General features: G+C 63.2%; 28 protein-coding genes, 1 tRNA gene, 1 pseudogene and 1 riboswitch. Of the genes and pseudogenes, 22 read left to right on the top strand and 8 right to left on the bottom strand.

The window, feature by feature from the left end:
* The first annotated feature begins 37 nt into the window (after positions 1 to 37).
* The 6 genes from hemC to HT585_RS18775 all read left to right on the top strand — a co-directional run bounded on the left by hemC (position 38) and on the right by HT585_RS18775 (position 5,921).
* Complete coding sequence (gene hemC / locus HT585_RS18800) at positions 38 to 967, top strand: hydroxymethylbilane synthase (RefSeq protein WP_176354406.1); 930 nt, start codon at positions 38 to 40, stop codon at positions 965 to 967.
* Between the two features lie 3 nt (positions 968 to 970).
* Positions 971 to 1,687, top strand: a complete 717-nt coding sequence (locus HT585_RS18795; RefSeq protein WP_176354405.1) for a uroporphyrinogen-III synthase — start codon at positions 971 to 973, stop codon at positions 1,685 to 1,687.
* A gap of 102 nt (positions 1,688 to 1,789) precedes the next feature.
* Positions 1,790 to 3,022, top strand: a complete 1,233-nt coding sequence (locus tag HT585_RS18790) for a COG4223 family protein (protein ID WP_176354404.1) — start codon at positions 1,790 to 1,792, stop codon at positions 3,020 to 3,022.
* 11 nt (positions 3,023 to 3,033) lie between these two features.
* Positions 3,034 to 4,680 carry a heme biosynthesis protein HemY gene (locus HT585_RS18785; protein ID WP_176354403.1) on the top strand — a complete coding sequence of 549 codons (1,647 nt, stop codon included), beginning with the start codon at positions 3,034 to 3,036 and terminating at the stop codon, positions 4,678 to 4,680.
* A gap of 28 nt (positions 4,681 to 4,708) precedes the next feature.
* Positions 4,709 to 5,191, top strand: a complete 483-nt coding sequence (locus tag HT585_RS18780) for a tellurite resistance TerB family protein (protein ID WP_176354402.1) — start codon at positions 4,709 to 4,711, stop codon at positions 5,189 to 5,191.
* Between the two features lies 1 nt (position 5,192).
* Complete coding sequence (locus HT585_RS18775; protein WP_176354401.1) at positions 5,193 to 5,921, top strand: glutamine amidotransferase; 729 nt, start codon at positions 5,193 to 5,195, stop codon at positions 5,919 to 5,921.
* Positions 5,922 to 5,933: 12 nt separating this feature from the next.
* On the opposite strand, the gene HT585_RS18770 is transcribed toward HT585_RS18775, so the two are convergent.
* Positions 5,934 to 7,175 carry an MFS transporter gene (locus HT585_RS18770; RefSeq protein ID WP_176354400.1) on the bottom strand — a complete coding sequence of 414 codons (1,242 nt, stop codon included), beginning with the start codon at positions 7,173 to 7,175 and terminating at the stop codon, positions 5,934 to 5,936.
* Positions 7,176 to 7,308: 133 nt separating this feature from the next.
* On the opposite strand from HT585_RS18770, the gene HT585_RS18765 reads away from it, so the two are divergent.
* Together HT585_RS18765 and HT585_RS18760 are read left to right on the top strand one after the other, a co-directional pair.
* Positions 7,309 to 7,602: a YggT family protein gene (locus HT585_RS18765; protein ID WP_025425107.1), complete on the top strand. Its 294-nt coding sequence runs from the start codon at positions 7,309 to 7,311 to the stop codon at positions 7,600 to 7,602.
* 4 nt (positions 7,603 to 7,606) lie between these two features.
* Positions 7,607 to 7,924 (top strand): DUF167 domain-containing protein, encoded by a 318-nt coding sequence (locus tag HT585_RS18760; protein WP_176354399.1) that lies wholly within the window; start codon positions 7,607 to 7,609, stop codon positions 7,922 to 7,924.
* Between the two features lie 8 nt (positions 7,925 to 7,932).
* Here HT585_RS18760 and ppa read toward each other — a convergent pair whose 3' ends face one another.
* Entirely contained in the window at positions 7,933 to 8,469 is a 537-nt protein-coding gene (gene ppa / locus HT585_RS18755) for an inorganic diphosphatase (RefSeq protein ID WP_077500789.1), read from the bottom strand.
* A gap of 158 nt (positions 8,470 to 8,627) precedes the next feature.
* Between ppa and HT585_RS18750 the strand changes: the two genes are divergently transcribed.
* Positions 8,628 to 9,230: a hypothetical protein gene (locus tag HT585_RS18750; RefSeq protein ID WP_176354398.1), complete on the top strand. Its 603-nt coding sequence runs from the start codon at positions 8,628 to 8,630 to the stop codon at positions 9,228 to 9,230.
* 51 nt (positions 9,231 to 9,281) lie between these two features.
* Here the strand turns inward: HT585_RS18750 and HT585_RS18745 are convergent, their stop codons facing one another.
* From HT585_RS18745 to HT585_RS18735, 3 genes are all read right to left on the bottom strand, one after another.
* Complete coding sequence (locus tag HT585_RS18745) at positions 9,282 to 9,788, bottom strand: GNAT family N-acetyltransferase (protein WP_173418288.1); 507 nt, start codon at positions 9,786 to 9,788, stop codon at positions 9,282 to 9,284.
* A gap of 206 nt (positions 9,789 to 9,994) precedes the next feature.
* Complete coding sequence (gene typA, locus HT585_RS18740) at positions 9,995 to 11,821, bottom strand: translational GTPase TypA (protein WP_176354397.1); 1,827 nt, start codon at positions 11,819 to 11,821, stop codon at positions 9,995 to 9,997.
* Between the two features lie 201 nt (positions 11,822 to 12,022).
* The gene (locus HT585_RS18735; protein WP_176354396.1) at positions 12,023 to 13,585 is read right to left on the bottom strand and encodes an alkaline phosphatase D family protein; all 1,563 of its coding nucleotides are present in this window, start codon (positions 13,583 to 13,585) and stop codon (positions 12,023 to 12,025) included.
* Between the two features lie 221 nt (positions 13,586 to 13,806).
* A riboswitch (cobalamin riboswitch) is annotated at positions 13,807 to 14,049 on the top strand.
* A gap of 190 nt (positions 14,050 to 14,239) precedes the next feature.
* On the opposite strand from HT585_RS18735, the gene HT585_RS18730 reads away from it, so the two are divergent.
* The 6 genes from HT585_RS18730 to HT585_RS18705 all read left to right on the top strand — a co-directional run bounded on the left by HT585_RS18730 (position 14,240) and on the right by HT585_RS18705 (position 19,818).
* Positions 14,240 to 15,271 carry an ABC transporter substrate-binding protein gene (locus HT585_RS18730; RefSeq protein ID WP_210270489.1) on the top strand — a complete coding sequence of 344 codons (1,032 nt, stop codon included), beginning with the start codon at positions 14,240 to 14,242 and terminating at the stop codon, positions 15,269 to 15,271.
* On the top strand, positions 15,268 to 16,296 hold the full coding sequence (locus HT585_RS18725) for an iron chelate uptake ABC transporter family permease subunit (RefSeq protein ID WP_176354395.1): 1,029 nt from the start codon (positions 15,268 to 15,270) through the stop codon (positions 16,294 to 16,296). The genes HT585_RS18730 and HT585_RS18725 overlap by 4 nt, the downstream gene beginning before the upstream one ends.
* The gene (locus HT585_RS18720) at positions 16,293 to 17,108 is read left to right on the top strand and encodes an ABC transporter ATP-binding protein (protein ID WP_176354394.1); all 816 of its coding nucleotides are present in this window, start codon (positions 16,293 to 16,295) and stop codon (positions 17,106 to 17,108) included. Before HT585_RS18725 ends, HT585_RS18720 begins: the two co-directional genes overlap by 4 nt.
* Complete coding sequence (locus HT585_RS18715) at positions 17,098 to 17,547, top strand: pseudoazurin (RefSeq protein ID WP_246707800.1); 450 nt, start codon at positions 17,098 to 17,100, stop codon at positions 17,545 to 17,547. Before HT585_RS18720 ends, HT585_RS18715 begins: the two co-directional genes overlap by 11 nt.
* Complete coding sequence (locus HT585_RS18710) at positions 17,544 to 18,350, top strand: class I SAM-dependent methyltransferase (protein ID WP_176354392.1); 807 nt, start codon at positions 17,544 to 17,546, stop codon at positions 18,348 to 18,350. Before HT585_RS18715 ends, HT585_RS18710 begins: the two co-directional genes overlap by 4 nt.
* Positions 18,351 to 18,510: 160 nt before the next feature.
* Positions 18,511 to 19,818, top strand: coding sequence for an amidase (locus HT585_RS18705; RefSeq protein WP_176354530.1), 1,308 nt, complete (start codon positions 18,511 to 18,513; stop codon positions 19,816 to 19,818).
* Positions 19,819 to 20,073: 255 nt separating this feature from the next.
* On the opposite strand, the gene HT585_RS18700 is transcribed toward HT585_RS18705, so the two are convergent.
* Positions 20,074 to 20,235: a hypothetical protein gene (locus HT585_RS18700; RefSeq protein ID WP_171986807.1), complete on the bottom strand. Its 162-nt coding sequence runs from the start codon at positions 20,233 to 20,235 to the stop codon at positions 20,074 to 20,076.
* A 267-nt stretch (positions 20,236 to 20,502) separates the two neighbouring features.
* On the opposite strand from HT585_RS18700, the gene HT585_RS18695 reads away from it, so the two are divergent.
* From HT585_RS18695 to HT585_RS18685, 3 genes and pseudogenes are all read left to right on the top strand, one after another.
* Positions 20,503 to 21,015 (top strand): hypothetical protein, encoded by a 513-nt coding sequence (locus tag HT585_RS18695; protein WP_176354391.1) that lies wholly within the window; start codon positions 20,503 to 20,505, stop codon positions 21,013 to 21,015.
* Positions 21,016 to 21,463: 448 nt separating this feature from the next.
* Positions 21,464 to 22,614: pseudogene (locus HT585_RS18690) on the top strand (DUF937 domain-containing protein).
* An 89-nt stretch (positions 22,615 to 22,703) separates the two neighbouring features.
* Positions 22,704 to 23,201, top strand: coding sequence for a hypothetical protein (locus HT585_RS18685; RefSeq protein WP_176354389.1), 498 nt, complete (start codon positions 22,704 to 22,706; stop codon positions 23,199 to 23,201).
* Positions 23,202 to 23,290: 89 nt separating this feature from the next.
* Here the strand turns inward: HT585_RS18685 and HT585_RS18680 are convergent.
* A tRNA-Ser gene (locus HT585_RS18680) sits at positions 23,291 to 23,380 on the bottom strand.
* Positions 23,381 to 23,684: 304 nt separating this feature from the next.
* Between HT585_RS18680 and rplU the strand changes: the two genes are divergently transcribed.
* The 4 genes from rplU (at position 23,685) to HT585_RS18660 (ending at position 25,703) form a co-directional block, all read left to right on the top strand.
* A complete protein-coding gene (gene rplU / locus HT585_RS18675) occupies positions 23,685 to 24,056 on the top strand; it encodes a 50S ribosomal protein L21 (protein WP_025425118.1) in 372 nt (123 codons plus the stop codon).
* 33 nt (positions 24,057 to 24,089) lie between these two features.
* Positions 24,090 to 24,359 carry a 50S ribosomal protein L27 gene (rpmA, locus tag HT585_RS18670; protein WP_025425119.1) on the top strand — a complete coding sequence of 90 codons (270 nt, stop codon included), beginning with the start codon at positions 24,090 to 24,092 and terminating at the stop codon, positions 24,357 to 24,359.
* Positions 24,360 to 24,489: 130 nt separating this feature from the next.
* The gene (locus tag HT585_RS18665) at positions 24,490 to 25,122 is read left to right on the top strand and encodes a GNAT family N-acetyltransferase (protein ID WP_025425120.1); all 633 of its coding nucleotides are present in this window, start codon (positions 24,490 to 24,492) and stop codon (positions 25,120 to 25,122) included.
* Positions 25,119 to 25,703, top strand: a complete 585-nt coding sequence (locus tag HT585_RS18660) for a GNAT family N-acetyltransferase (protein WP_176354388.1) — start codon at positions 25,119 to 25,121, stop codon at positions 25,701 to 25,703. Before HT585_RS18665 ends, HT585_RS18660 begins: the two co-directional genes overlap by 4 nt.
* A 44-nt stretch (positions 25,704 to 25,747) precedes the next feature.
* Here the strand turns inward: HT585_RS18660 and HT585_RS18655 are convergent, their stop codons facing one another.
* Complete coding sequence (locus HT585_RS18655) at positions 25,748 to 26,608, bottom strand: endonuclease/exonuclease/phosphatase family protein (protein WP_176354387.1); 861 nt, start codon at positions 26,606 to 26,608, stop codon at positions 25,748 to 25,750.
* Positions 26,609 to 26,690: the final 82 nt, after the last annotated feature.

Below are 26,690 nucleotides of genomic sequence, written 5' to 3'. Positions count from 1 at the left end.
GGGTACACGGAACTCCGGTAACAATGGATAGCCTTTGATGCAAACAAAACCTTTCCGGATCGGCACGCGCGGCAGCCCGTTGGCGCTCGCTCAAGCCCATGAAACGCGCGATCGGCTTGTCGCCGCGCATGGTCTGCCGCCGGAAATGTTCGAGGTCGTCATCCTGTCCACCAAGGGCGACCGCATCACCGATCGCTCGCTCGCCGAGATCGGCGGAAAGGGCCTGTTCACCGAGGAAATCGAGCAGCAGCTGCTCTCGGGCGAACTGGATTTCGCCGTTCATTCATCCAAGGACATGCCGACCAAGCTTCCGGACGGCCTGTTCCTGTCCGCCTTCCTGCCGCGCGAGGACATTCGCGACGCCTTCATTGGTCGCACCGCGACGAAACTCCTGGAATTGCCCGAAGGCGTGACCGTCGGCTCGTCGTCACTGCGCCGCCAGGCGCTGATCCGCCGGCTCAGGCCCGACATCAATGTCATCACCTATCGCGGCCAGGTCGAGACGCGGCTGCGCAAGCTTTCCGAAGGTCAGGTCGATGCGACGCTGCTCGCCTATGCCGGCCTGAAGCGGCTCGGCATGACCGACGTGCCGACCGAACTGCTCGATCCTGAAGAGTTTCCGCCGGCACCGGCCCAGGGGGCGATCTGTCTCGAGAGCAGGATCGGCGACGCCCGCGTCAACGACCTGCTCGCCGCCATCGACGACAGAAGAACCCATGAGGCCGTTGCCTGCGAGCGCGGCTTCCTTGCGACCCTCGATGGCTCCTGTCGCACCCCAATCGCCGGTCTGGCGATCTCGGACGGCACCCATCTGCGTTTCTCCGGCATGATCCTGACGCCCGACGGCCGCACGCATCACCGCATCGCCATCGAAGGCAAGGCGGCGGATGCCCAAGCGCTCGGGCAAAAGGCCGGCGAAGATATCCGCGCTGCGGCGGGACCGGGCTTCTTCTCAAGCTGGACCTGAACCATGCGGCTGCTCGTGACCCGGCCGCAGCCCGCCGCGGAGACTACGGCCCGCCGGCTGGAGCGCATGGGTCACCGGTCCCATCTGCTGCCGCTGGCGCAGGCGGAACATTTGCCTGAGACCGCGCGCAAAGCACTCGAAACGCCGCATGCGGCGATCGCGTTGACGAGCGCCGAAGCCGTTCGGGTGCTGGCCGAACTGGAGGCCGATCTCACACCGTATAAAAATAAGGCCAAACCCTGCTTCTGCGTCGGCGAAGCGACGGCGCGTGCGGCGCGCGCACTCGGCTTCACGACCGTCCACACAGCGGGGGGCAACGGCAAGAGCCTTGCGGAGCTGATCGCGGCCACGCCGTCTCGATCCGAACGACCCCTCCTCTATCTCGCAGGCTCCCCCCGCTCCAAGGGATTTGAAGCGACGCTTCGCCAGCTTCACATCGATCACCTTACCGTCGAATGCTACCGGATGCAGCCGATCGCCCATCCGCCTGACGCATTGATACGCCTGCTTTCCGCCGGTCCGCCGGATGCCGTGCTGCTCTATTCCCACGACACGGCGCGGCGCTTCGCCGCGCTGCTGGTTGACGCTGGCCTTGAAGCCGGCGCTTTCTCACCGCGCTACCTCTGCCTGAGTGACGCGGTTGCCGCGGCTCTACCGGAAGGAGCACCGGTCGAGATCGCCGCAAGACCCGACGAGGAAAGCCTTTTCAGCCTTCTCTAATGCTATTTCAATCAAAAACGGAACGAGGGGGGCTTTCCCTCACCGGTCAGCCTGACTAGGTTTGTTGCAAGAACCGACAGGCAACAACGGTAGGAGGTCACCATGGTATCGGAAAACCCGCCGCGCCGCTCGAAAGCCGAGAAAGAGCCGCTGACGATCGACCTTGAAGCGGAAAAGTCCGTGACGGAAAATGCCGAGGCGACCGCGAGCCACGCAGCAGCTGCCGATGAGCCGACCGAGCCCCCCGAAGTCGATGGGGCCGCTGAAGCGCGCCTCGAAGAGGAGATCGAGGAGCAGCGCGCCGACGCGGCCGCCGCCGTCTTCACCGAAGAGCCGCCGCATATCAGTCGCACGCCCGAGGCGACAGTGGTGCAAAAACCGCCTTCGAGCGCCGGCGCGCTGGCGGCGGGCATCCTCGGCGGCCTCGTCACGCTCGCCGGCTTCGGCGTGCTGCAATATGCCGGCTATATACCGGGGCTTGGCCCCGACCGAGGCGCGTCGACCACGGAGCTAACGCTTTCGAGCGAAGTCCAGGCGCTGCGCGACCAGGTGGCCGGCATTCAGGCACCGGCTGCGACCATCGATATCGCGCCGCTAGAGAACCGCCTCGCAGCCCTGGAGCAGGCCGGACCTGATGCAGGCGGAGCGCCGGCCGCCGAGATGACGGCTCTGCAAGCCGAAGTGACGAACCTGACCAAGGAAATCGCCGCGCTGAAATCGGGCCTCGCCGACGCGCAACAATCGGCAACGGCGGCGAGAGCCGAGCTGGCAAGCCGCATCGACACCGCCGAACAGAAGCTCAACGAGCCCGCCAACGACATCCAGGTCGCCAAGGCTGTCGCCGTGACGGCGCTGAAGAGCGCGATCGACCGCGGCGGGCCGTTCCTGGCCGAGCTCGACGCACTTCGCAGCATCGCTCCGGAGGAAAAGGCAGTTACCGAGCTTTCGCAGGATGCGACGACAGGCGTGGCAACGCGGGCCGACCTTCGGCGCGACTTTGCAACGGTGGCCGATACGATGCTCGATACGCTCAATCAACCGGACCCGAAAGAGGGCATCTTCGACCGCCTCGTCTCCAGCGCTATGTCGGGCATTCGCGTGCGCCCCGTCGGCAGCGTCGAAGGCGACACGCCGGAGGCCGTGGTTGCCCGTATCGAGGACAAGCTGAACAATGGCGATCTCAAGGGCGCGGCCTTGGAATGGGATGCTCTGCCGGCAGCCGCCAAGACTGCCGGCGAAGCGTTCAAGGTCAAGCTTGACCAGCGTCTGCGGGTCGAGGGCATCATCGATGCGGCGGTCGCTGCAACGATGAACAAGACCGCGACCGAAGGCTGAGGAAGACAGATATGATCCGCATTTTGATCTTCATCCTGATCGTGCTCGGCCTCGGCCTCGGCTTCGCGTGGCTCGCGGATCGGCCCGGCGAGCTGTCGCTCGTCTGGCAAGGCCAGCTCATCGAGATGAGCCTGATGCGTGCGGCGTCGCTGCTGATCTCGCTGGTCGCCGCGGTGTTGATCGCCATCTGGCTGGTGCGCACCATCTGGCTGTCGCCGCACACCGTCACCCGCTACTTCCGCGCCCGCAAGCGCGACAGGGGTTACCAGGCGCTGTCGACCGGGTTGATTGCCGCCGGCGCCGGCGACGCCAACCAGGCGCGCAAGATGACGGCGCGCACCCGCGGCCTGATCAGCGCCGACCAGGAACCGCTGATTCATCTTCTCGAAGCCCAGACCTTCCTGATCGAGGGCAAGTACGACGACGCTCGCAAGAAGTTCGAACTGATGGCCGACGATCCGGAGACGCGCGAGCTCGGCCTGCGCGGTCTCTATCTCGAAGCCAAGCGTTTGGGTGCGCACGAAGCGGCACGCCAATATGCCGAGCGGGCGGCAGAGAAGGCGCCGCATTTGCCTTGGGCGACGCTGGCAACGCTCGACAGCCAGAGCCAGGCCGGACAATGGGACGAGGCATTGCGCCTGCTGGACCAGAGCCGCACCGCTCACGTGCTTGATCGAAAGGACGCCGACCGCAAGAAGGCTGTGCTTTTGACCGCCCGCGCGATGACCCGCCTCGACGGCGATGCCAAGACGGCTCGCGACGATGCGCTTGCAGCGCTCAGGCTCGACGAGAACCTTGTGCCGGCAGCACTCATCGCGGCAAAAGCGCTGTTTCGCGAGGACAACCTGCGCAAGGGCGCATCGATCCTCGAAAAAGCGTGGAAGCATGAACCGCATCCCGACATCGCCCGCCTTTACGTCAGGGCACGTGGCGGCGACACGGCGGTCGACCGGCTGAAGCGGGCGAGAAAACTTGAATCGCTCCGCCCGAACAACGCGGTTGCCATGGCCGCCGTCGCCGAGGCGGCGCTGGAAGCCCGCGAGCTTCTGCTCGCCCGCACCAAGGCGGAGGCCGCAGCGCGGCTGGAGCCGACCGAGAGCATCTTCTTGCTGCTTGCCGACATCGAGGAGGCCGACACCGGCGACGAGGGCCGCATCCGCCACTGGATGGCCCAGGCCCTGAAGAGCCCGCGCGACCCGGCCTGGACGGCTGACGGCGTGACCTCGCCGACCTGGCTGCCGGTCTCGCCGGTTAGCGGACGGCTTGACGCCTTCGAATGGAAGGCACCGTCGCTGCAGCTTGCCACACAGGTCGAGGACGGCCATCTGAGCGCCGATCAAGCAATCCGCAGCCTGCCGCCAGTGCTCGCCGATCACCCTCCGGTGGCCCATGGCACGGCTCCAGCAAGACAGGTTGTCGACACGCCCGTGATCATCGAAGCGGTATCCGAACCTCCGCGGGAGCGCCCGGAGCCGATCAAGGTTGCGGAAGCCAGAAAACCGGCCTCGGTCGTCGAAAAGCCCCGCGAAAAGGATGGCGCCTCCAATGGCGAGCCGGTCGCCGACCCGTTCTTCGGCCGCCCCCCCGATGATCCCGGCGTGCGGGAACCGGCTGTCGGCGAGAAGCTGCCGGAAAAGACCAGTTTCCGATTGTTCTGAGTTTTTGTAAGGGGCTGTGGGCGAAACCATGTTTGAACGCTTCCGGACGTTTCTCGAGGGCCTGACCGGCCCGACGACACGGATCGAGAGGGGCGATCCGCGCGTGGCGGTCATCGCGCTCTGCATCCAGGTGATGGAGGCGGACGGCAAGATCCTCGCCTCCGAGCAGCGCACGATGCGCGCCATCATCAAGCAGCACTATGCGCTTGACGATGCGGCGCTCGACGCGCTGGTCGAGGCCGGCCAGTCGGCCGAAAGCGAAGCGATCGACTTCTATCAGTTCACCGCCGAAGTGAAGCGCCACCTTTCCGAAGAGCAGCGCATCGAACTCATCGGCATGCTCTGGGAGGTTGTCTATGCCGACGGCGAGCGCAGCGAGATGGAAGACCACGTGATCTGGCGGATCGCCGATCTTCTCGGTGTTTCCGGCCGGGACCGGATCTTGAAACGACGGGAAGTTGCGGCAAGGATCGATGCGGCGGAAGAAGGCGAACCGCAACAGGAAAGCTGACATGCCGATAGCCGCCGAGATCGACAGGAAACCAATCCTCATCGTCCTGCACCAGGAGAGATCGAGCGCCGGCCGTGTCGGCCAGATCCTCATGCAGAAGGGTTTTTCCCTCGACATCCGCCGTCCGGCCCTCGGAGACGAGCTGCCGCCGACGCTGGAACACCATGGCGGCACGATCATCTTCGGCGGGCCGATGAGCGCCAATGACGAGGAGGATTTCGTCCGGCGCGAGATCGACTGGCTGTCGGTGCCACTCAGGGAAAACAAACCCTATCTCGGCATCTGCCTCGGCGCCCAGATGCTGGCGCGCAATCTCGGCGGCAAGGTCGCGCCACATCATGAAGGCATGACGGAGATCGGCTGGTATCCTCTGGTTGCCACCGACGCCGGTCGTGCACTGATGGACTGGCCTGATATGGTCTACCACTTCCACCGCGAGGGCTTCGATCTGCCTGCCGGCGCCGAGCTTCTGGCAACGGGCGAAACCTATCCGAACCAGGCCTTCCGCTACGGCGAAAACGCCTGGGGCATCCAGTTTCACGGCGAACTGACGCGCGCCATGATGCATCGCTGGGTGGTGCACGGCGCCCATCGCTTTGAAATGCCGGGAGCGCAGATCGGCAAGGCCCATCTCGACGGGCGCATGCAGCATGACGGTCCATTGCGCACCTGGATGGAGAACTTTCTCGACCTGATCTTCCTGCAGGCGGGCGTCAGAAAGGCCGCGTAGCGACAAACCCCACTAGCGGCGATGCTCCGGCACATCGAGCGTGTCGATCTTGCGCAACTGCGGGAAGCCGAGTGCCCAGAGCACCGACACCAGCAGCGTACCGGCGCCGCCGAACGCGACGGCAAAGACCGCGCCGAAGCCAGACGCCATCATGCCGGCCCGGAACTCGCCAAGCTCGTTGGAGGCACCGACAAACACCATATTGACGGCATTGACGCGGCCGCGCAGCTCGTCGGGCGTCCACAGCGTGATCAGGATCTCGCGCACATAGACCGAGATCATGTCGGCAGCACCCATGATCACGAGCGCTGCGATCGACAGCCACGGCGTTGCCGACAGGCCGAAGACAACGGTGCCGAGACCGAAGAGCGCAACACCGGTAAACATCAGGATACCGGCACGATGGCGGATGGGGTGGGCGGCCAGCCAGATGGCCATGCCGACGGCGCCGACGCCGGGGGCGGCGCGCAGCAGCCCCAGCCCCCAGGGGCCGAGATCGAGGATGTCGCGGGCAAAGACCGGCATCAGCGCGACGGCGCCACCGAGCAGCACCGCGAAGAGATCGAGCGAGATCGCCCCCAGCACCACCTTCTCCGCCTTGATATAGCGGAACCCGGCGGTGATCGTCTCCCAGCTCTGCACCGGGGCCTTGGAGCGCGCCGCGGGCTTCGGGATCGCAAACACCATCAAAGCGGCCGCGGCAAAGAAACAGACACCGACGGCATAGGGCACGATGGAGCCGAAGCCGTAGATCAGGCCACCGGCGACCGGACCGACGATCATTGCCGTCTGCCAGGACGTCGAATTCCAGGCGATCGCATTGGGCAGGTCTTCCGGCGGCACCAGATTGGGTGCCAGCGACTGCGACGCCGGCGCCAGAAACGCCCGCTCGATGCCGAAGACGACCAGGATCGCGTAGACGGGCCAGGGTGAGAAAAGCCCGGTGACCGTCAACGTCAAGAGCGCTACGGCGCACAGCGTGCTGACGACCATGCAGACGCCCATGATCATGCGCCGGTTGTAGCGATCGGCAACAGATCCGGTGACGAGGATCAGCACCAGCGACGGCAGGAACTGGAAGAGGCCGATGAGCCCGAGATCGAACGGATCGCGCGTCAGGTCGTAGATCTGCCAGCCGACGGCGACCGAAATGATCTGGATGGCAAAGTAAGCGAGAAAGCGCGAGAAGAAGTAGCGACGATAGCCGACATGCCGAAACGCGGCGAAGCGGTGGGTGGTATGAACGGCCGACATAGGGGAAACGCTCCTCGATGGTACCGATCTTTGTCCGACCTGCATTAAACATGATCGCGCGTGGCAAATCGGCGTACTTGCTCGTTTAGGTCTCAATGTCTACATGTCTGTCAATAACGATTTGGAGACCGGCATGATTGCTGTCATCGGCACCTTGAACTTTATTATCAACATCGCGTGGTTTCTGATCATCGCGTCCGCCATCTTTTCCTGGCTCTATGCGTTCAACGTCATCAACGTGAACAACCAGGCGATCAACATGATCGGCCGCTCGCTCTACCAGCTGACCGAGCCGCTCTACCGTCCGATCCGCCGGGTTCTGCCCAACATGGGCGGCGTCGATCTTTCGCCTCTGGTGGTGCTGGTGATCCTCTATTTCATCCAGCTGTTCCTGAACACGACGATCGCACCGGCGCTGCTGCGCTGATAAATTGACGACCCAAGCGTTTACAGCCCACGGCGATCACGTGCGCGTCACCGTCCGGCTGACACCGAACGGGGGACGCGACGGGATCGATGGGGTGGAGAGCGGCGCCGACGGGCAGGACCATCTCAAGGTCCGCGTGCGCGCCATTCCGGAAAAGGGCAAGGCCAACCAGGCCCTGATCGCCGTTCTCGCCAAGGAGATCGGTATCGCCAAGAACCGCATTTCCTTCCTTTCAGGCGAAACGCAGCGCAAAAAAATCCTCCGGATCGATGCCGACCCGGAGGATGTTTTGAAGCGACTTGCCGAACTGGTCGGCAAGTGAGCTGAAGCTTACTTCTTTTCGTTCGCGGCGCGCTCGACAGCTTCCTTGATCAGCTGCTTGGCGACGGCGGCGTCCTTCCAGCCAAAAATCTTCACCCACTTGCCGGGCTCCAGATCCTTGTAGTGCTCGAAGAAGTGCTCGATCTGCTTGAGCGTGATTTCCGGCAGGTCGGTGTATTCATGCACCTTGTCATAGCGCTGCGTCAGGTGACCCGACGGAACCGCGATGATCTTTTCGTCCTTGCCGGAGTTGTCTTCCATCATCATCACGCCGATCGGGCGCACGTTGATGACGCAGCCCGGAACGAGCGGACGGGTGTTGCAGATCAGGACGTCGATCGGGTCGCCATCGTCGGAAAGCGTGTGCGGCACGAAGCCGTAGTTCCCCGGATAGTGCATCGGCGTGTAGAGGAAACGGTCGACGACGAGCGTGCCGGCTTCCTTGTCCATCTCGTACTTGATGGGATGGCCGCCAACGGGAACCTCAACGATCACGTTGACATCTTCTGGTGGATTCTTTCCGATGGAAATCGCGTCAATGCGCATGGACTACTCCAGGGTCAGTTGGGACGTTTGCCCGTCGGATAAAGGGAAACATGCCGCGATGCAATATAACTTTCGTCCGCAGCGCAGATTCAACCGGTCGTTTTGTCGTGGTCGAATGGCCGGGACAGGTCGACAAATCCTGTCGAAGGGAGGTCATGATGAACGGAAAGGTTGCGTGCCTGTCGCTGATCCTGCTGTCTGCCGGATCAGCCATTGCCAATGACAGCGTCTATGTCGACGTCAGCCGCGACAAGTGCAAGACGATTGCCGAGGAGCCGGGCATGTACGCCCTGATGAGCTGCCCCGGTTACGGCGACTATCCGGTCCATTTCAAGGAGATCGATGTTCGCCAGAGCTTCTCCTTCGGCCATATCGGCAAGGAATACCTCGACGGGGCATTCGAGAGCTTCATCCCCTTCAACCACGCGGGCACCATGGTGGAATGGCGCGTCGCCAAGGGCGGCACCGCGGTTGCGACAATTCTCCGCTGGATCATCGAAAACCCGGATCCGAAGACCGGTGAATCGGTGCCGGCGCTCGAGGGCCAGGTTCTCGTCGTCTCCAAGGTGGCCGAGAAGCTTGACGGCAAGGGCTGCGTCGCCGGCTATGTCGATGCGCTCGCCAATCCTGATCCTAACACGATCGCCCGAAAAGTCGCCGACGAGGTGGCGCCGACATTTCGCTGCGGCGTTGACCAGGCGGTATTCCACGGCAAACGCGGCGACAAGGCCGCCGAACCCAACAACGAACTGCCGGAGTGATTTCGGAGATAACTCTATCGCCATAGCCAGCGAAGGCTTTCACGGCGGGCGTCAGTTCCAGGCGAAGCCGACCTTCTTGAGGTGCTTGTCGCCGAAATCTTCCATGCCTTCGGCGATATCGCTGCCGCCGGCGCCTTGGAAGAACTGATAGGCGTGATCGCTGTCCTCAAGGCACCAGACGACGAGCCCCTGGCAACCGAGCGAGCGCAGCAGGCTCTTGGCTTCGCCGAACAGCACCCGCCCAAGGCCGATGCCCTGGTATTCCGGACGCAGGTAAATCTCGTAGATTTCGCCTTCCTGCGGCAGCGCCTTGGCGCGGCTGAGGCCGAGGGTGGCATAGCCGGCAATCGTTCCCGCTACGTCGACAACCAGCAGGGTCGCCGGACCCCGGGTTGCCTTGCGCCACCAGACCTCGTCTCGACGATTGACCATCTGGATCAGCGGGCGGTGCGGAATGATGCCGCCATAGGTCTGCAGCCATGAAACGCGATGCACGTCGGCAATGGCCGCCGCCTCTTGCGGTTCTCCGGGTCTGACCTCGATCGAAACAGTCTTCATGACTCACGACTCTAAACACACACAAGGCGAACAGGAATCCCGCCCGGGAGCCGCGTCGTGTTAACCCACAGGCAACTTTAACGGCATCCTGTGGAAGGTTAACGCCTTTTTAACTTTATCCGCAAGCCGCCCCCCACTGGCACACACAGCAAAAAACCCCGGATCGCTCCGGGGTTTCAAAAATTGCCGATGATGATCGGATGCGCTTAAGCAGCGCCGGCCGTGCGCGACTTCTCGAAGCGCTTGCGGTCGTTCGAGTCGAGGTACATCTTGCGCAGACGGATCGACTTCGGCGTGACTTCGACGAGTTCGTCGTCCTGGATCCAGGACAGCGCCCGCTCGAGCGTCATGCGGATCGGCGGCGTCAGCTTGACGGCTTCGTCCTTGCCCGATGCGCGCATGTTGGTGAGCTTCTTGCCCTTCAACACGTTGACCTCGAGGTCGTTGTCGCGCGTGTGGATGCCGATGATCATGCCGGCATAGACCTTCTCGCCGGCTTCGATGATCATCGGGCCGCGGTCTTCCAGGTTGAACATGGCATAGGCGACCGATTCGCCGGCGTCGTTGGAGAGCAGCACGCCGTTGACGCGGCCACCGATCTCGCCCTTGTACGGCTGGTAGGCGTGGAACAGACGGTTCATGACCGCCGTGCCGCGCGTATCCGTCAGCAGTTCCGACTGGTAGCCGATCAGGCCGCGGGTCGGAGCGAAGAACACCAGACGGACGCGATTGCCGCCGGACGGACGCAGCTCGACCATCTCGGCCTTGCGCTCCGACATCTTCTGAACGACGACACCGGAATGCTCCTCGTCCACGTCGATGACCACTTCTTCGATCGGCTCGAGCAGCTGACCGTTGTCATCCTTGTGCATGACAACGCGCGGACGCGAGACGGCGAGTTCGAAGCCTTCGCGGCGCATGGTTTCGATCAGAACCGCGAGCTGCAATTCGCCGCGACCGGAGACGAAGAACGAATCCTTCTCGGAGGATTCTTCGATCTTCAGCGCAACGTTGCCTTCGGCTTCCTTGAACAGACGGTCGCGGATGACGCGGCTCGTGACCTTGTCGCCTTCGGTGCCGGCAAGCGGGCTGTCGTTGACGATGAAGGACATGGTGACGGTCGGCGGGTCGATCGGCTGTGCCGTCAGCGCTTCGGTGACCGACGGGTCGCAGAAGGTGTCGGCGACGGTGCCCTTGGTCAGGCCGGCGATCGCAACGATATCACCTGCATGCGCTTCTTCGATCGGCTGGCGCTCGATACCGCGGAAAGCGAGGATCTTCGAGATACGGCCGGTTTCGAGCAGCTTGCCGTCCTGGCCGAGAACCCGGACAGGCTGGTTCGGCTTCAGAGAACCCGAATGGATGCGGCCGGTGATGATGCGGCCGAGGAAGGGGTTTGCTTCAAGGATCGTGCCGATCATGCGGAACGGACCTTCGGCAACCGTCGGCTCGGGAACGTGCTTCAGCACGAGGTCGAGAAGCGGAGCCATGCCCTGGTCCTTCGGACCTTCAGGCGCGACGTTCATCCAGCCGTCACGGCCCGAACCGTAGAGGATCGGGAAGTCGAGCTGTTCGTCGGTGGCGTCGAGGTTCGCGAAGAGGTCGAAGACTTCGTTGATGACTTCTTCGTGGCGTCCGTCCGGGCGGTCGATCTTGTTGATCGCGACGATCGGCTTCAAGCCGACCTTCAGCGCCTTGCCGACGACGAACTTCGTCTGCGGCATCGGGCCTTCGGAGGCGTCTACGAGAACGATGGCGCCGTCCACCATCGACAGGATGCGCTCGACTTCGCCGCCGAAGTCGGCGTGGCCGGGGGTGTCGACGATGTTGATGCGCACGCCCTTCCACTCGACCGACGTCGCCTTGGCAAGAATGGTGATGCCGCGCTCTTTTTCGATGTCGTTGGAGTCCATGACGCGTTCGGCAACGCGCTGGTTTTCGCGGAACGAGCCCGACTGCTTCAGAAGCTCGTCGACAAGGGTCGTTTTCCCATGGTCGACGTGCGCGATAATCGCGATGTTACGAATGCTCATTTTTCGTCTCGGAAGGTTTAGGGCACGCCCCAATGGGCCACGCCGCTTTTTCAATGGTCGGGCTCATACAGGTTTTTTTGCGATTGCGAAAGGGGGGCGTGCGCAAGAGACCGGCGCCGAAGCCCCGACAGGCCATGGGTTTGCAACCGGAAAGGGCCACGCCAACCGGCTCAGGAAAGGGATCGGTCAAAGCCAGAACGCTCACGCGACAGCGGCCGGATCGAGCGTCACGCGCCACAGTTCCTGGTCTTGCCGATCCATCAGGCGCACCGTCATCTGCTTCGTCTGGCCATTGATATCGACGATGCCGAAGAACTGCAGGCCGGCGGATGGCGGCAGGTTGCTGTCGACGCCGCCGCCCGATGCCTTGATGAAGCGCACGTCCGGGCCGAAGGTCATGTCCAGCTCCTTCGGACCATAGGTGCCGGAATGCAAGGGACCGGAAACGAACTCCCAGAAGGGCAGGAAATCCTTGAAGGCTGCGCGCGACGGATCGTAGTGATGCGCCGCCGTGTAATGCACATCCGCCGTCAGCCAGACGAGGTTGTCGATGGCATTGTCCCTGATGAAGCGGAGCAGGTCGGCAAATTCGGTTTCGCGGCCCGTCGGCGCACCATTATCGCCATTGGCGATGGCATCGGAGCCGCGCCTGTTGGCATAATCGTCCCAGACGACGAGGCCGATGGGCATGTCGCAGGCGATCACCTTCCACACCGCGCGTGAGGCGGCCAGCTCCCGCTTCAGCCAATCCGCCTGGCGCCAACCGAACAGGCCGCCATCGCCCTCCCCCTGGTTGGGGCCGCGGTAGGACCGGAGATCGACGAAGAAGACATCGAGAAGCGGGCCGTAGGCGATCTTGCGGAAGATGCGACCCGGCTGTGCCGGTGGCATGCGGATCGGCGTCATCTCGCTGAATGCCCGGCTAGCGCGGGCCGCATAGACGGCAACGTCCTTTTCCGGATAACGCGGATCGTCGCGAAGATTCGTCGAGGCCGACCAGTTGTTCAAGACCTCGTGGTCGTCCCATTGATAGAAGGTCGGACAGACGGCGTTGAGTTCACGCACATGGCTGTCGAGAAGATTGTACTTCCATTGGCCGCGATACTCTTCGAGCGTGCGCGCCACGTCGCGTTTCTCATGCGTCACCACCCGGTTCTTCCAGATGCCACCATCGCGCAAGGGGATCTCGTCGGGAATGGGATTGTCGGCATAGATCGTGTCGCCGGAATGGATGAAGAAGTCCGGCTCGTGCAGGCGCATGGTGGAATAGGTCTTCATGCCGACATCGTCGATGCCCCAGCCCTGGCCGGCTGTATCTCCGGACCAGACGAAGCGGATCGAGCGCTTGCGCAAGGGCGCTGTGCGAAACCGGCCGATGACAGGCTCCGACACCCGGTTGACGTCGTAGAGATCGGTCGCGATGAACCGGTAGAAGATGTCCTGATCGGGCAGGAGATTGTCGAGCGAACACTTCACCGCGCAATCCGTCTGCGGTGTCGCGGTGAGATCGGCAAGCCGAACCGGATTGGAAAAGCTTTCGGTCGTCGAGTACTCCAGCGTTACCCGCGACGGCCTGTCGACCCGAGTCCACACCATGCCGGAGCTTGTGTCGACATCGCCCGACTGCACGCCATGGATGAATTCCGGCCGGCCGTAACCGCGGGCATAAAACGGCGTGGCAAGACCGGAGGACGCGACGAGGCCGGCAGCACCGGCAGACAGAAGAAAGGAGCGGCGGGTGAGCGTGGTGAGGATTTCGGCCAAACAAGCCTCCGGTTCGAACCTCGCGAAAAGCTGCGTTTCGCGTGCCGGACTTTTGGTTGTTCTGATGTCAGCGCGTTGACAGCGACATGAAACAATTTGAACGGTTTCGCGACAATTCGGTGAAGGCGGACCCTTGCCACGCTTTACGGTAAGCCGCCGCAACGCGGTAGCAGCAAGGCGGTTTCCGCAACCGGTCGGCTTGACGCCGCACGGACCGGGACACTAAGGGTAGCGGCGACGGTTCCCCGAAGGATGACTCTAACGGGGATTAATAGGGAACACGGTGAGGACGACCCAAAAGGGACCGAGACCGTGGCTGCCCCCGCAACTGTAAGCGGAATGCCGGACACCCCTGTGGCGCGACAGCGCCATGCCACTGCGATTGCGTCATGCGCGTTGCGGGAAGGCAGGTGGAGGGCGAACCATCCGCGAGCCAGGAGACCTGCCGTCAAGCAGAAGATCCAGCGTCACGGGCGGGGTTGCCCGGAACAGGAGTTGTCCATGATCCGCATATCGCGCGGCTTTGCGCCCTCTCTTCCCGTCCTTCTCGACGTTTGCGATCGATTGTCTCCCGAAATTCGCTCGGCCGACTGTCGCCGCTCCGGTTGACCCTTCGTAAGCTCACGAGAAGAAAGAATTCCCTTGAAAGCCATTTTGAATGCCGTCGGGCGCCATTGCCCATCCCTTGCCGTTTCCGTGGCCCTGCTTCTGACCGTCGCTCCCGCAACCGCTCTTGCGGCCGCGACGAGCTACCCCCTGACCTTAAAGAATTGCGGCCAGGAGGTTACCTTTAAGGCGGCGCCGACGCGCACCGCCTCGATCGGTCAGAGCAGCACGGAAATCCTTTATCTTCTCGGCCTCGCAGACAAGGTCGTCGGCACAGCCGTCTGGATCGGCCCTGTTATCGACGGCTACGAGGACGTCAACAGCAAGGTTCCGCGCCTTGCCGACAACGACCCGAGCTTCGAAAGCGTCGTTGCCACCAAGCCGAATCTGGTGACCGCCCAGTTCCAGTGGCATGTCGGGCCTGAAGGCATCGTCGCGACGCCGAAGCAGTTCGCCGAACTGTCGATCCCCGTCTATGTCTCTCCTGCCGATTGCGCCGCCAAGGACAATTCGGCTGGCGGCGACGGCGTGCGCCACAAATCCTTCTCGATGGACCTCATCTACCAGGAGATCGCTGAGCTCGCCGAGATCTTCGACGTGCAGGATCGAGGGCAAGCGCTGGTCGCCAAGCTGAAGGCCCGCGAAGAAGCCGCACGCGGCAAGATCGCCAATGCCGACGGCAAGCTGTCGGCGGTCTTCTGGTTCTCCAGCGCCGAGATGGACATCGACCCCTATGTCGCCGGCACCAATGGCGCTCCTGGCTACATCCTGTCGGCGCTCGGCATCAAGAATGTCGTCTCCACCGAAGAGGAATGGCCGACCATCGGCTGGGAAACCATCGCCAAGGCCAATCCGAAGATCGTGGTGATCGGCAAGATGGACCGCCGCCGCTTCCCGGCCGACGACTGGGAACTGAAGATGAAGTTCCTGAAGTCCGACCCGGTGACCAGCCTAATGCCGGCGGTCAAGGCGGACCATATCGTCGTCATGGACGCACAGGCGATGAACCCGACGATCCGCACGATCGAGGGCATCGAGGTGCTGGCTGACGCCATCGAAAAAGCCGGCCTGGCGAAGTGAGGTCAATACCTCCAACGATCAATAGAACGGGCGCCGTCCTGACGGCGTTCGCACTGCTTTTCCTGGCGCTGGCGCTCGGCGCCGCCATCGGCGAAACAGCGATCCCACTCGACGTCGTCGGCAAGACGGTCGCCAACCGCCTCTGGGGTGCCGGATACCCGCTCGATGCGATCGACGAGGGCATCGTCTGGAACTATCGCCTCAGCCGCGCTGTCGTGGCCGCGTGCTGCGGAGCAGCACTGTCGCTCTGCGGCGTCGTCTTGCAGGCACTGCTCCGCAATTCCCTGGCCGATCCCTATATCCTCGGCATCTCCGCCGGCGCATCGACCGGTGCGGTCGCCGTCGCCATTCTCGGCATCGGCGCGGGCATGTTGACGCTGTCGCTCGGCGCCTTCTTCGGCGCGGTCTTCGCCTTCGCGCTCGTCTCCCTCCTGGCGCTGAGGGCGGGCCGCGGCACCGGTGCCATCATTCTCGCCGGCGTTGCCGGCTCGCAACTCTTCAACGCGCTCACCTCCTTCATCGTCACCAAATCCGCCAATGCCGAGCAGGCCCGGGGCATCATGTTCTGGCTGCTCGGCAACCTCTCGGGCGTGCGCTGGCCGGATGTGGCGCTGGCCTTGCCGGTGGCGCTTGCCGGCCTCCTCGTCTGCCTCTGGCATGCCCGCGCGCTCGACGCCTTCACCTTCGGCGCCGAATCGGCCGCCTCGCTCGGCATCCCGGTGAAACGCGTCTATGCGACCCTCATTTCGGCAACGGCGCTGATGACGGCGGTGATGGTCAGCATCGTCGGCTCCATCGGCTTCGTCGGCCTCGTCATACCGCATGCCGCACGCTTCCTGGTCGGCGTGCGCCACGGCCTGCTGCTGCCGGCAGCAGCACTCACCGGAGCGATCTTCATGATCGCCGCCGACATCTTGTCGAGGGTCATCATTCCCGGCCAGGTGCTGCCGATCGGCGTGATCACCGCGCTCGTCGGCGCCCCGGCCTTCGCGCTGATCCTCAGCCGCGGGAGAGCGGCGTCATGAGCCTCAAGGCCGAAACCGTTTCCTGGTCGGCCGGCGGCCGGCTGATCGTCGACGCCGTCGACCTCGAGGTTATGCCGCAAGAGTTTCTCGGCATCATCGGCCCGAACGGATCAGGCAAGACCAGCCTGATCTCGCTGCTCGCAGGCATCCGCCCGCCGAAATCCGGCATCGTCAGTCTCGAAGGGCACCCGCTCGCAAAATCTACGCGGCGCGACATCGCGCAACGCATCGCGCTGGTCGAGCAGCAGGCGGAAACCACCGAACGCATCACCGCCCGCCAGGCGGTCGAGCTCGGCCGCACGCCGCATCTCGGCGCGCTTTCACCCTGGTCGGGGCGCGACACCGATATCGTCGCCCGAGCGCTCGACCATGTGGGCATGAGCGATTTTGCCGATCGCATGTGGCACACGCTGTCCGGCGGCGAGCGCCAGCGATTGCATATCGCCCGGGCACTGGCACAACAGCCGCAGATCCTGCTGCTCGACGAACCGACCAACCATCTCGACATCCACCACCAGATCGGCCTGCTCGAGCTCGTCCGGGGACAGCCGTTGACGGTCGTTGCCGCCCTGCACGATCTCAACCACGCCGCCGTCTTCTGCGACCGCATCGCCGTGATGGATCGCGGCCGCATCGTCGCGCTCGGGACCCCGACGGAGATCCTGACGGAAGAGCGAATTCTCGCGGTCTTCGGGGTCGCAGCGACGGTCGAGCACGACGAGGACGGCTCGTGCTTCGTTCGCTATCGCCGCCCGCGTCCAAAACTGCACCTGATATCCGACACCATGAAGAGACATGACCATGCGCGCTAAGATCGCTGCTGCCCTTCTCGCCCTCGGGCTCACCACCGCTCCGGCCTTTGCCGAGACCATCGAAGTGAAGATGCTCAACCGCGGCGAAAACGGCTCGATGGTCTTCGAGCCTGACTATGTCGAGCTGAAGCCCGGCGACCGCGTCAAATTTCGGGTCGGACACAAGAGCCACAACGCCGCCTCGATCGACGGCATGGTGCCTGCGGACTATGCCGGCTTCAAGGGCCAGATCAACGAGGAGATCGAGGTCAGCTTCGACACGCCGGGCTTCTACGGCATCAAGTGCTCGCCACATTTCGCCATGGGCATGGTGATGCTGATCAAGGTCGGCGAGGCGGAACTGACCGAGGCCTTCCGCAAGGCCGAGGTTCCCGGTCGGGCGCGCGGCCGCTTCGATGCGATCTTCGCCCGCATCGATCAGGCAAAGGCGGCGCAATGAGCGAGCTGGCTGAAAGAGCCAGGCCGGACGCAAGGGCAAACTTCGACCTCAAGGACGAGATCCGCGACTACTGGTCGAAACGCTCCGAAACCTTCGACCTTGCCTTCGGCCACCGCATCCCGCACGGCCCGGAATTCGATGCCTGGCAGAAACCGGTGCGCGACTTTCTCGGGGCCAAGCCGCTGCGGGTGCTCGAGCTTGCCTGCGGCACCGGCGAAGTGACGCGGCTGATCCACGACCTTGGCCACGACGTCACCGCACTCGATTTCTCCGAGGCGATGCTTGCCGTCGCCGGGAAAAAACATGCCGGCAAACCCCGCCTTCGCTTCCTCCTTGCCGACGCGGAAAACACCATGGAGCCGGACGAGCGCTATGACGCGATCGTCTGCCGGCATCTGGTGTGGACGCTGACCCAACCGCAGGCGACGCTTGGCGAATGGTTCCGCTTGCTGAAGCCCGGCGGCAAGCTGCTGGTTTTTGACGGCGACTGGGCGAAGCCAACCACGGTTGGACGCCTGGCGACCTGGGCGATCCGCCAGATCGACCGGGTGATCGGGCCGGACAATCACTACGACGGCGCGCTCAGCGACCGCCATGCGACGATCATGCAGAACCTGCCCTTCGGCGAGGGCCTGACCGCCGAGACGCTGCTGCCGATGCTGAAACTTGCCGGCTTCGGGACCATCGAGCGGACATCCCACCGGCCGATCGCCGCCGCACAGCGCAAGACCGCAAACCTGCGAAACTGCCTGCGTACCTTCGTCTATCGCCGCTTCATTCTCTGCGCCCACAAGCCCGGTTGAAGGGTCGGGTTGCGTGGACTGCCATCGGCAACCGCATGGCATTTGCCGAAAGCCCTGCTATGAAGATTGCCGTCTTGCCTGACGGCGACTTTCGCACCGGGCAATGGACGAAAAAACAACGCGCCGCCCGGCGACCGCAGATACCGGCAGGTTCCTCATCGTGTCCCAATCGACCACTCCCGTAAGCGATCATCTCGAACAGGTCCTGGCGAGGCTCGATGCCCGCCGCGACAACGAAAAGACCTATGTGAAACTCTACGCGGAAAGCGCGCGCGCCGAGGCCGATGCCGCCGATCGCCGCCGGCAGGCGGGCAACACGCTCGGGCCGCTCGACGGCAGGATCATCTCGATCAAGGATCTCTTCGACATCGCGGGCGAACCGACGCTCGCCGGCTCGATCATCAAGCGCACGGCAGCCGTGCCGCAACAGGAGGCTGTCATCGTCGAGCGCTTGCGCGCCGCCGGCGCCGTGATCGTCGGCAAGACCCACATGACAGAATTCGCCTTCACCGCGGTCGGGCTCAATCCCCATTATCCGGTGCCGGGCAACGCCACCGATGAAAGCCTGATCCCCGGCGGCTCGTCCTCGGGTGCTGCTGTGTCTGCGGCGGAAGGCACTTGCGACATCGCCATCGGCTCCGACACCGGCGGCTCCGTGCGCATCCCGGCGGCGCTGAACGGCCTTGTCGGCTTCAAGCCGACTGCAAGCCGTATCCCGCTCGACGGTGCCTTTCCTCTTGCTCCGAGCCTCGACTCGATCGGCCCGCTTGCCCTTGCAGTCAGCGACTGCGCAGCTGCCGATGCCATCATGGCCGGCGAAACGGCGACAACGCTTGTACCACGCCCGATCGCCGGCCTGCGCATCGGCGTGCCGCGCGGCCAGCTTCTGGCCGACCTCTCACCTGAGATTTCAGAGGCGTTCGCCGCCAGTCTCGACCGCCTCAAGGCTGCCGGCGCCCAGCTCGTGGATTGCAGCATCGACGATCTGATCGACCGCTTGCGGCAAGCGACCGTCATCGGCTCGATCGCCGGCCTCGAGGCAAGCCGGCTGCATACCGACTGGCTTTCTGACGAGGACGCACCCGTGGATGTCAGGGTTTCATCAACGCTCCGGCGTCGTTTACAGACCCCGCAGGCGGCGCTCGATGCGCTGCTGGAGACGAGAGCAGGCCTGGCGCGCGCCATGGACGAACGGCTCTCGGCCTACGACCTCATCGTCCTGCCGACGACGCCGATCGCGGCGGTGTCGATCGCCTCGGTGGAGGCGAATGAGGCGGAATATGACCGTGTCGAGGGCTTGCTGTTGCGCAACTGCCAGGTCGCAAACCAGTTCGACCTCACCGCCATAACGCTACCGATGCCGGGACTGACCCGCCCGGCGGGGCTGATGCTGGTGGGCCGGAACGGAACGGACAGGACGCTGTTGGCGATCGCGGCCTCCGTAGAGGAGCTGTTGCGGCAGAAATGAAAACGCCAGCGATCGGTGATCGTATCCCCTGGCCGCTCGATTTGTCGCCAACTCTGGTCGCAGACCAGAGCGCCCCCTGAAGCCTTGCATCATTAACGGGATTCTCGCGCCTTGAACAAGCAATAGCTGTTGCTCGACCTTTGAGCGGGTACCGCGGAAGTGTGAGCCAGCCACGCCGGCGAACCGCGTTGCTGGCGCGACCATACGGTTTCGACGACAGCTTCAATTCTGCCGCATCGTTTGAAGCAACCCGCCTCAGTGCATCGTTTCGCCGGAAACCTCGTCGCGAAGGATACGGAACGCATCTTCGAGTGCTGCAACCAGCACATTGGTCAGCTCTTCGCCGTCATTGTTGGTGAGGAAGAGGGCAACAGCCGCATCCTGCGGATCGGCATAGTGCTCGACATCGTTTGACATATCATCGTCCTTTGTTCGCCGTGTCACATCCCGGCTCTTGACGTGATGGTATGGGGGCCGACTTGTGCAAAGCTGGACGAACCAACAGATGCCTCACGCGCTGGTCGGCGACTTGGCGAACCGCCTCCCGACCACCGCTGCTTCATTCATCCAAGGGCTCTCGGAAGCAGGTGGCTTCCCCGGCACGACACGGCGCCATCGCCTTTTTTCTCGCCCTTGCCCGCGCGGCGCGCTAGAGGACGCGAGAGATGAACGTCGGGACTGAAAATGTCGAAGAAGCCGAAGCGCGATAACGCCCATTACGAGCAGCGATTGAAGGCGGAATTTCCCGACATCTACGGCGACGTATTGGCGGGCAGGATCTCCTCCTTGCGCAAGGCGCTTGTCATTGCCGGCCTGAAGCCGCAGCGCACCCGCCTGGAGAAACTGAAGAATTCGTGGGGAAAGGCGACGCCAGGCGAGCGCGAGGGCTTCCTCACATGGCTGGCGATATCAGGCGTGCTGCCCACGGCCTCTCAAACGCCCGCCGCCGACACTGCTGTTCTTCCCCCCTTCCCGGCAGGAGTCCCCATCGCCAGTGGCCGTTACCTGCTTCCTTCCACGATCACGCGCATCAAGGCGATCATGGCGAAACGCCGGCTAAAACCCGACGACGTCATGGGTGAGATGGGCTTTTTGTCCGATGGGTCATCCCTCGCCCGGGCCCTTGCCAAAAATGCCAGCCTGAGGCTCGCGGTGATCGCCGGACTGGAGACATGGCTGCGCACGCACGAAGACTGATCTGGAGATGAAAACCTGGTCGAGGGATCGGGTACGAGTTCGTTGCCGGTCGTTGAACTTCTGGTGAGCCCGGCGCAGCTGTCTGCGCGTTGAAGCATGCCGCCGATATGCAGAGGGGATGAAATGAAGCCCCCCAAAGCCGGTTGCAAATGCTCCGGAGCACCGTTCTGTGCCGGCCCTCCGGGAGACGAGGCGAACAAGCAGTAGCGGCGTGGCAATGCAGGCGCGCTTTCGCATCGGCGACAACCCTCTTGTTCCCAAGGGTTGCCAGGAACTGGCGCAATACATCCACAGGTGCTAATGTTTTGGCGCCTAGGGTTCCTGGCGAACAAATCTCGCAGTCGATAATCAGATAAACGCGAATTGCTTGCAGCCAATTGCCGCGCCGTCGAGCCCCGCTCGATGAGCAGAGTCGTTTTTCGGCGACATCAACGTGGAGGAAAAGCCAATGGCCAGCAATCTTGTTTCCTACATCGCGCAGATGCTTACCCCTGACATGATCGCCCGCATCGCCTCGGCGCTGGGGCTCGATAGCAGCAAGGTGCAGGGCGCTGTTGCCGCTGCCGTACCTGCAGTGCTCGCCGGACTGACCGGCATAGCCGCCCAACCCGGCGGCGCGCAAAAAATCGCCGATACCGCCAAGCAACAAGGCGGGGAATGCTTGCAGGCGGCGACCAGACATCACTTGCCCAGAGCGGATCCCAGATCATTTCATCGCTGTTTGGTGCCAAGGACGGCAGTGCGCTCGCAAACGCCATCGGCGGGGCTTCCGGCATTGATCAAAGAGCGAGCGGCTCGCTGCTTGCAACGCTTGCTCCTCTGGTGATGGGCGGCCTTGCCCGGCAGAGCGGCGGAGACCTGAGCGCCAACGGCATCGCCGGACTGCTTGCCAGTCAGAAGGACAATATCGCCGCCGCATTGCCGGCGGGCGTTAGAGATTTGCTTGGCGGCACCGGCCTGCTCGGGTCACTCGGCTCGCTCGGCGCTTCGGCGCAGACCGCTGCAGCCTCCGCCAGTCAAGCGGCAAGTCAGGCAGCAAGCCAAGCCGCCCGCAGCGCTTCCGCCTCGGCCGCCGCCGCAAGCGGCGCGAGCCAGCGCGCGGCAGCGGCAGCGGCTCCGACCTCGTCGCGCAACTGGCTCTATTGGGTAATCGCCGCACTGGTGATCGCTGGCGTCCTTTTCTACCTCTTCGGCCGGCCGGGCGAGCAGGTTGTGCCCCAGGCCGCGACACCCGAGCAGGTCACGCCCCAAGCCGGTACACCGGAGCCGAGCCTGACCGTGGGCGGCATCGATGTCGGCCAGCAGGTGCGCGACAGCATGGCCAGCCTGCAGACGACGCTGACAGGCGTTACCGACGCTGCCTCGGCGACCGCCGCCCTGCCGAAGCTCGAGGACGTCTCGACCGGGCTCGACAAAGTCACCGGCGTGGCCGGGCAACTTTCGGCCGAGCAAAAGGCGGCCCTTGCGGCCCTGATCACCCCGACGATGTCGACGCTCAATGGTCTGTTCGACAAGGTGCTCGCCATTCCCGGCGTTTCGGACATCCTGAAACCCGCGATCGATGCGTTGAAGACAAAGCTTGCCACCCTTTCGGCTTGATGCTGCAAGCAATCGCCCACAGCCGGCGCTCCCCTGGGGCTCCGGCAATTCCTGTGCTGTGCAAGAGATCGAACGAAGGAGGCTCAGCCATGGCTGACAAATCGACATTCACGCCGGACGAATGGACGCTGCTTCTGGAAAGCGTGATGATGGCGGGCATTGCCGTGACTGCGGCGGAGCCGAGCGGCCTGTGGGGTATGCTGAAGGAGGGCCTTGCCAACAGCAGCGCGCTGCTGCAGGCAAAAACCGACGCGGCCGCAAATCCGCTGGTCAAAGCGCTCGTGGCCGACTTCGAAACATCGCAAGGGCGAACCACAGCCCGCGACGGCCTGCAGGCAAAGCTGAAAGGCGCCAAGCCCGAGGACATGAAAGCCAAGTGCATCGAAACGCTGCAACAGGCCCGCGCGGTCGTCGAAGCCAAGGCGCCTGATGATGCCGGCGCCTTCACCGCCTGGCTGTACCAGATCAGCCAGCGCGTGGCGGAAGCCGCCAAGGAGGGCGGGTTCCTGGGTTTCGGCGGCGTGGCCGTCAGCGATGCGGAGAAGGCGACCCTGTCGGAAATATCGGCGGCGTTGAAAGTCGCCTGACGTTGGATCGCCGGCAACAGTTCACCGTCGCCTGAGGTTACTCTGGCGAGACGGAAGACATTTGGGCTGGGGCAGGATCGAAGTCCCGATGGCGGAGAGGGTGGGATTTGAACCCACGATACCCTTGCAGGTATGCCGCATTTCGAGTGCGGTGCATTCGACCACTCTGCCACCTCTCCGCATAGTCGGTCGGCGCTTGGTTAGCGCGGTCGGGTTCATAGCGGCAGATTCGGGTGCTGGCAAGAGCCTCGATGAAGATTATCCAATGTGGCGCGTGGCTTCTTCTTGACAGAAAGGAGCGTTTCCCTTAATTCGCGCAATGGAAGTGGTGTGGCTTGCCCTCACCGCAGCGGGTGTGATTTGCGCCCATTCACCGGCAGGGCCTCGGGAATGATCCCGAAAATCCTGCTAAAAGTCGACTGACAAAAAGACGGCCTTGCCCCCTGGGGGTAAAGAGCCGGCCCGAACATGAAAGGATAAAGAATGTTCGCAGTCATCAAGACCGGCGGTAAGCAGTACCGCGTGGCAGCCAACGACGTCGTAACCATCGAAAAGCTGGAAGGCGTTGCAGGCGACAAGATTGAATTCACCGAGATCCTGATGGTCGGCGTCGGCGCCGATGCAACCATCGGCGCTCCGTTTGTCGAAGGTGCTGTCGTCAGCGCCGAAGTCGTTGAACAGGGCCGCGCCAAGAAGGTCATCGCCTTCAAGAAGCGTCGCCGCCAGAACTCCAAGCGCTCGCGCGGTCACCGCCAGCACCAGACGACCGTCCGCATCCTGGACATCGCTGCTGCCGGTGGCAAGGCAAAGAAGGCTTCCAAGAAGTCTGAAGCCGCCGCTGAAGCTGCAAACTGAGTTTTGGGATCGAAGGTTTAAAGGAGAACACCAATGGCACACAAAAAAGCTGGCGGTTCGTCGCGCAACGGTCGCGATTCTGAGTCCAAGCGCCTTGGCGTGAAGAAGTTCGGCGGCGAGAAGGTCATCGCCGGCAACATCATTCTGCGTCAGCGCGGCACCAAGTGGCATCCGGGCGCCAATGTCGGCCTCGGCAAGGACCACACGATTTTTGCGCTTACGGCGGGTAACGTGGACTTCCGTACGAAGGCCAATGGCCGCGTGTACGTGTCTGTAATGCCGAAAGCGGAAGCAGCGGAATAAGCCGGTAGCGCTCTAAAACAGCCGGCGTCTCATCGACCCGGCTGGCGCACCTGATGGTTCCAAGCCAGACCTGAAAAGGGGAGATGGGGCAATACCCAACTCCCCTTTTTCTCGTTCTGGAGGACGAACCATGCAAACCGAATTGTTGAGGGAAGACCAATCACGGTCTCCCGAACAGAGGCTGAGGCCCCAGAGGTCAAGGACCGATTGCCCGATATTGTTGTCACCCCGGCTCGTTCTGCGCGCGCCCCATGAAGACGATATCGACGCCCTTGCCCATCTTGCCAACAATGCCAATGTCGCCACCATGGTCTCGCGCATGCCGCACCCGTATACGACGGCCGATGCCGCCGATTTCGTGCGACGCGCCAAAGCCGGCACGATTGGCAAGTGCGTCTATGCGATTACCAAAGCGGATAATGGCGCATTTCTCGGTTGTTGCGGTATCGAGCCGCATCCCGATGGCAAGACGGCGGAACTCGGCTACTGGCTGGGCGAGCCTTACTGGAACCAGGGCTATGCCACCGAGGCAGCCCAGGCGCTGACAGACATGGCCTTCCGCACCCGCGACATCGACCAGATCGATGCGCGCTGCCGGGTCATGAACCTGGCGTCGCGCCGGGTCATCCAGAAGTGCGGCTTCCAGTTCCAGGGCAGCGGCATGGTCGGCAGCCTGGCGCTGGGCGGCTCGATCTCCGTCGAATGGTACCGGCTCGACCGCAAGACCTGGGTTTCCTTGAGAAGCTGGGGAGGCATGCGATGAACGCGCTCACTTCCGAACGCTCGCGCACCGCGATCCGCCCCGGCCCCGGGCCCTGCCCTGTCATCGAGACAAAGCGGCTTGTGCTTCGGCCCCACCGGCAAGGTGATTCCGGAGCGATCGCCCAATCGCTCGGCGATTTCCAGGTGGCGCGCATGCTCTCGCGTGTGCCCGCCCCCTATGACCAGCAGGATGCGCTCGATTGGCTGGCAAGCCAGACCTCGGGGCTCACCCCCGACTGGACGCTGGCGATCACCACCGGTGACGACGTGCATATCGGCTGCATCGGCATCGAGCTCATGCACGGCCAATGGCACGTCGGCTATTGGCTGAACCGGTTCTACTGGGGCAAGGGCCTGGCGAGCGAGGCAGCCTATGCCGCGATCGAGCGCTTCTTCCGGCGCATGCCGGAAACGACCCTGCATTCCGGCGTCTTCGCCGACAATCCGGGGTCGCTCAAGGTCCAGGAGAAGCTCGGCTTCCAGGTGACCGGGTGCAGCCAGGTTTATGCGCTCGCCCGCAACGCCATGGTCGCCCATATCGAGACACGGCTGACCGCGGCAGATCTGCGCCGGCCGAACTGAAGAAAAACTCCCCCGCGGGGCATGCCGTCCCGGGGGGAGCCTTGTCAGTCGAGTTCGAAACCGATCGGCAGATGGTCAGACCCCTTGGCGTCATAATCGGTCCAGGCGTCCGTCAGCCGCGGCACAAGCCCGGCGCTGATGAAGCCATAGTCGAGATGCATGCGCTTTTGAGGATTGTCCGGATGAACCCAGCTATAGCTTTCCGGCGTCAAGCGACCGAGATGGGCGAGTGCATCGACCGGATTTTCGAGCCTGAGCGAGCGTCCGTAATAAACGTCGCGAGAGCCGACCATGGCGCAATATTCAGGCGTTTCCGGCTCCATGTTGAAATCGCCCATGACGACGAAATCCTCCGGATGCGGCGGCTCGGCAAGGCCGAAATCGGCTGCCCCGCTAATGCTGCCGCCTTCGAGTGGATAGCCGAGCATCCGCTCCTTCAAGAACCGGATCTGGGCGATGCGCTCGGCCGGAAGAACGTGGTCGAGATGCACGGAATAGACCCGCAGCGGTCCGCCCGGCGTGGCGATCAGCGCTTCGGTGGCGCCGCGCTGCAGGTTCATCGGGCTGATGGTGCGGGTGCGGGGAAGCGAAATCAACCGGGTCGACAGGATCGGCCAGCGCGACAGGATCATGTTGCCGAATTGGAAACGTCTGTTGACGGCGCGCCCGTCTTCGATCGACGAGCCGATATCGATGTCGCAAGGGGCGTGAAAGGCGGCGAAGTGACCGGGGAAAAGCGCCTCGAAACGGGCAACCAGATCGACATGGCCGTTGCGGTGAAAACCGCGCGTCACTTCCTGCAGCGCAATGATGTCGGCACCCTCGAGCGACGCAGCAATGCGTTCGGGGTCGAACTTGCCGTCAAGACCGATGCCGTATTGGATGTTGTAGCTGGCAAAACGCACGATATTCTTTGACCTCCGGATGAACCGCCTATATCGATGGCGGCAAAATACGACCGCGCAAATACACAAAACAGATGGCAGA

Source organism: Ensifer oleiphilus, from assembly GCF_013371465.1.
Taxonomy (GTDB): domain Bacteria; phylum Pseudomonadota; class Alphaproteobacteria; order Rhizobiales; family Rhizobiaceae; genus Ensifer; species Ensifer oleiphilus.
The sequence above is the reverse complement of the archived record's forward strand: the minus strand, read 5'-3'. Positions and strand labels throughout refer to the sequence as shown.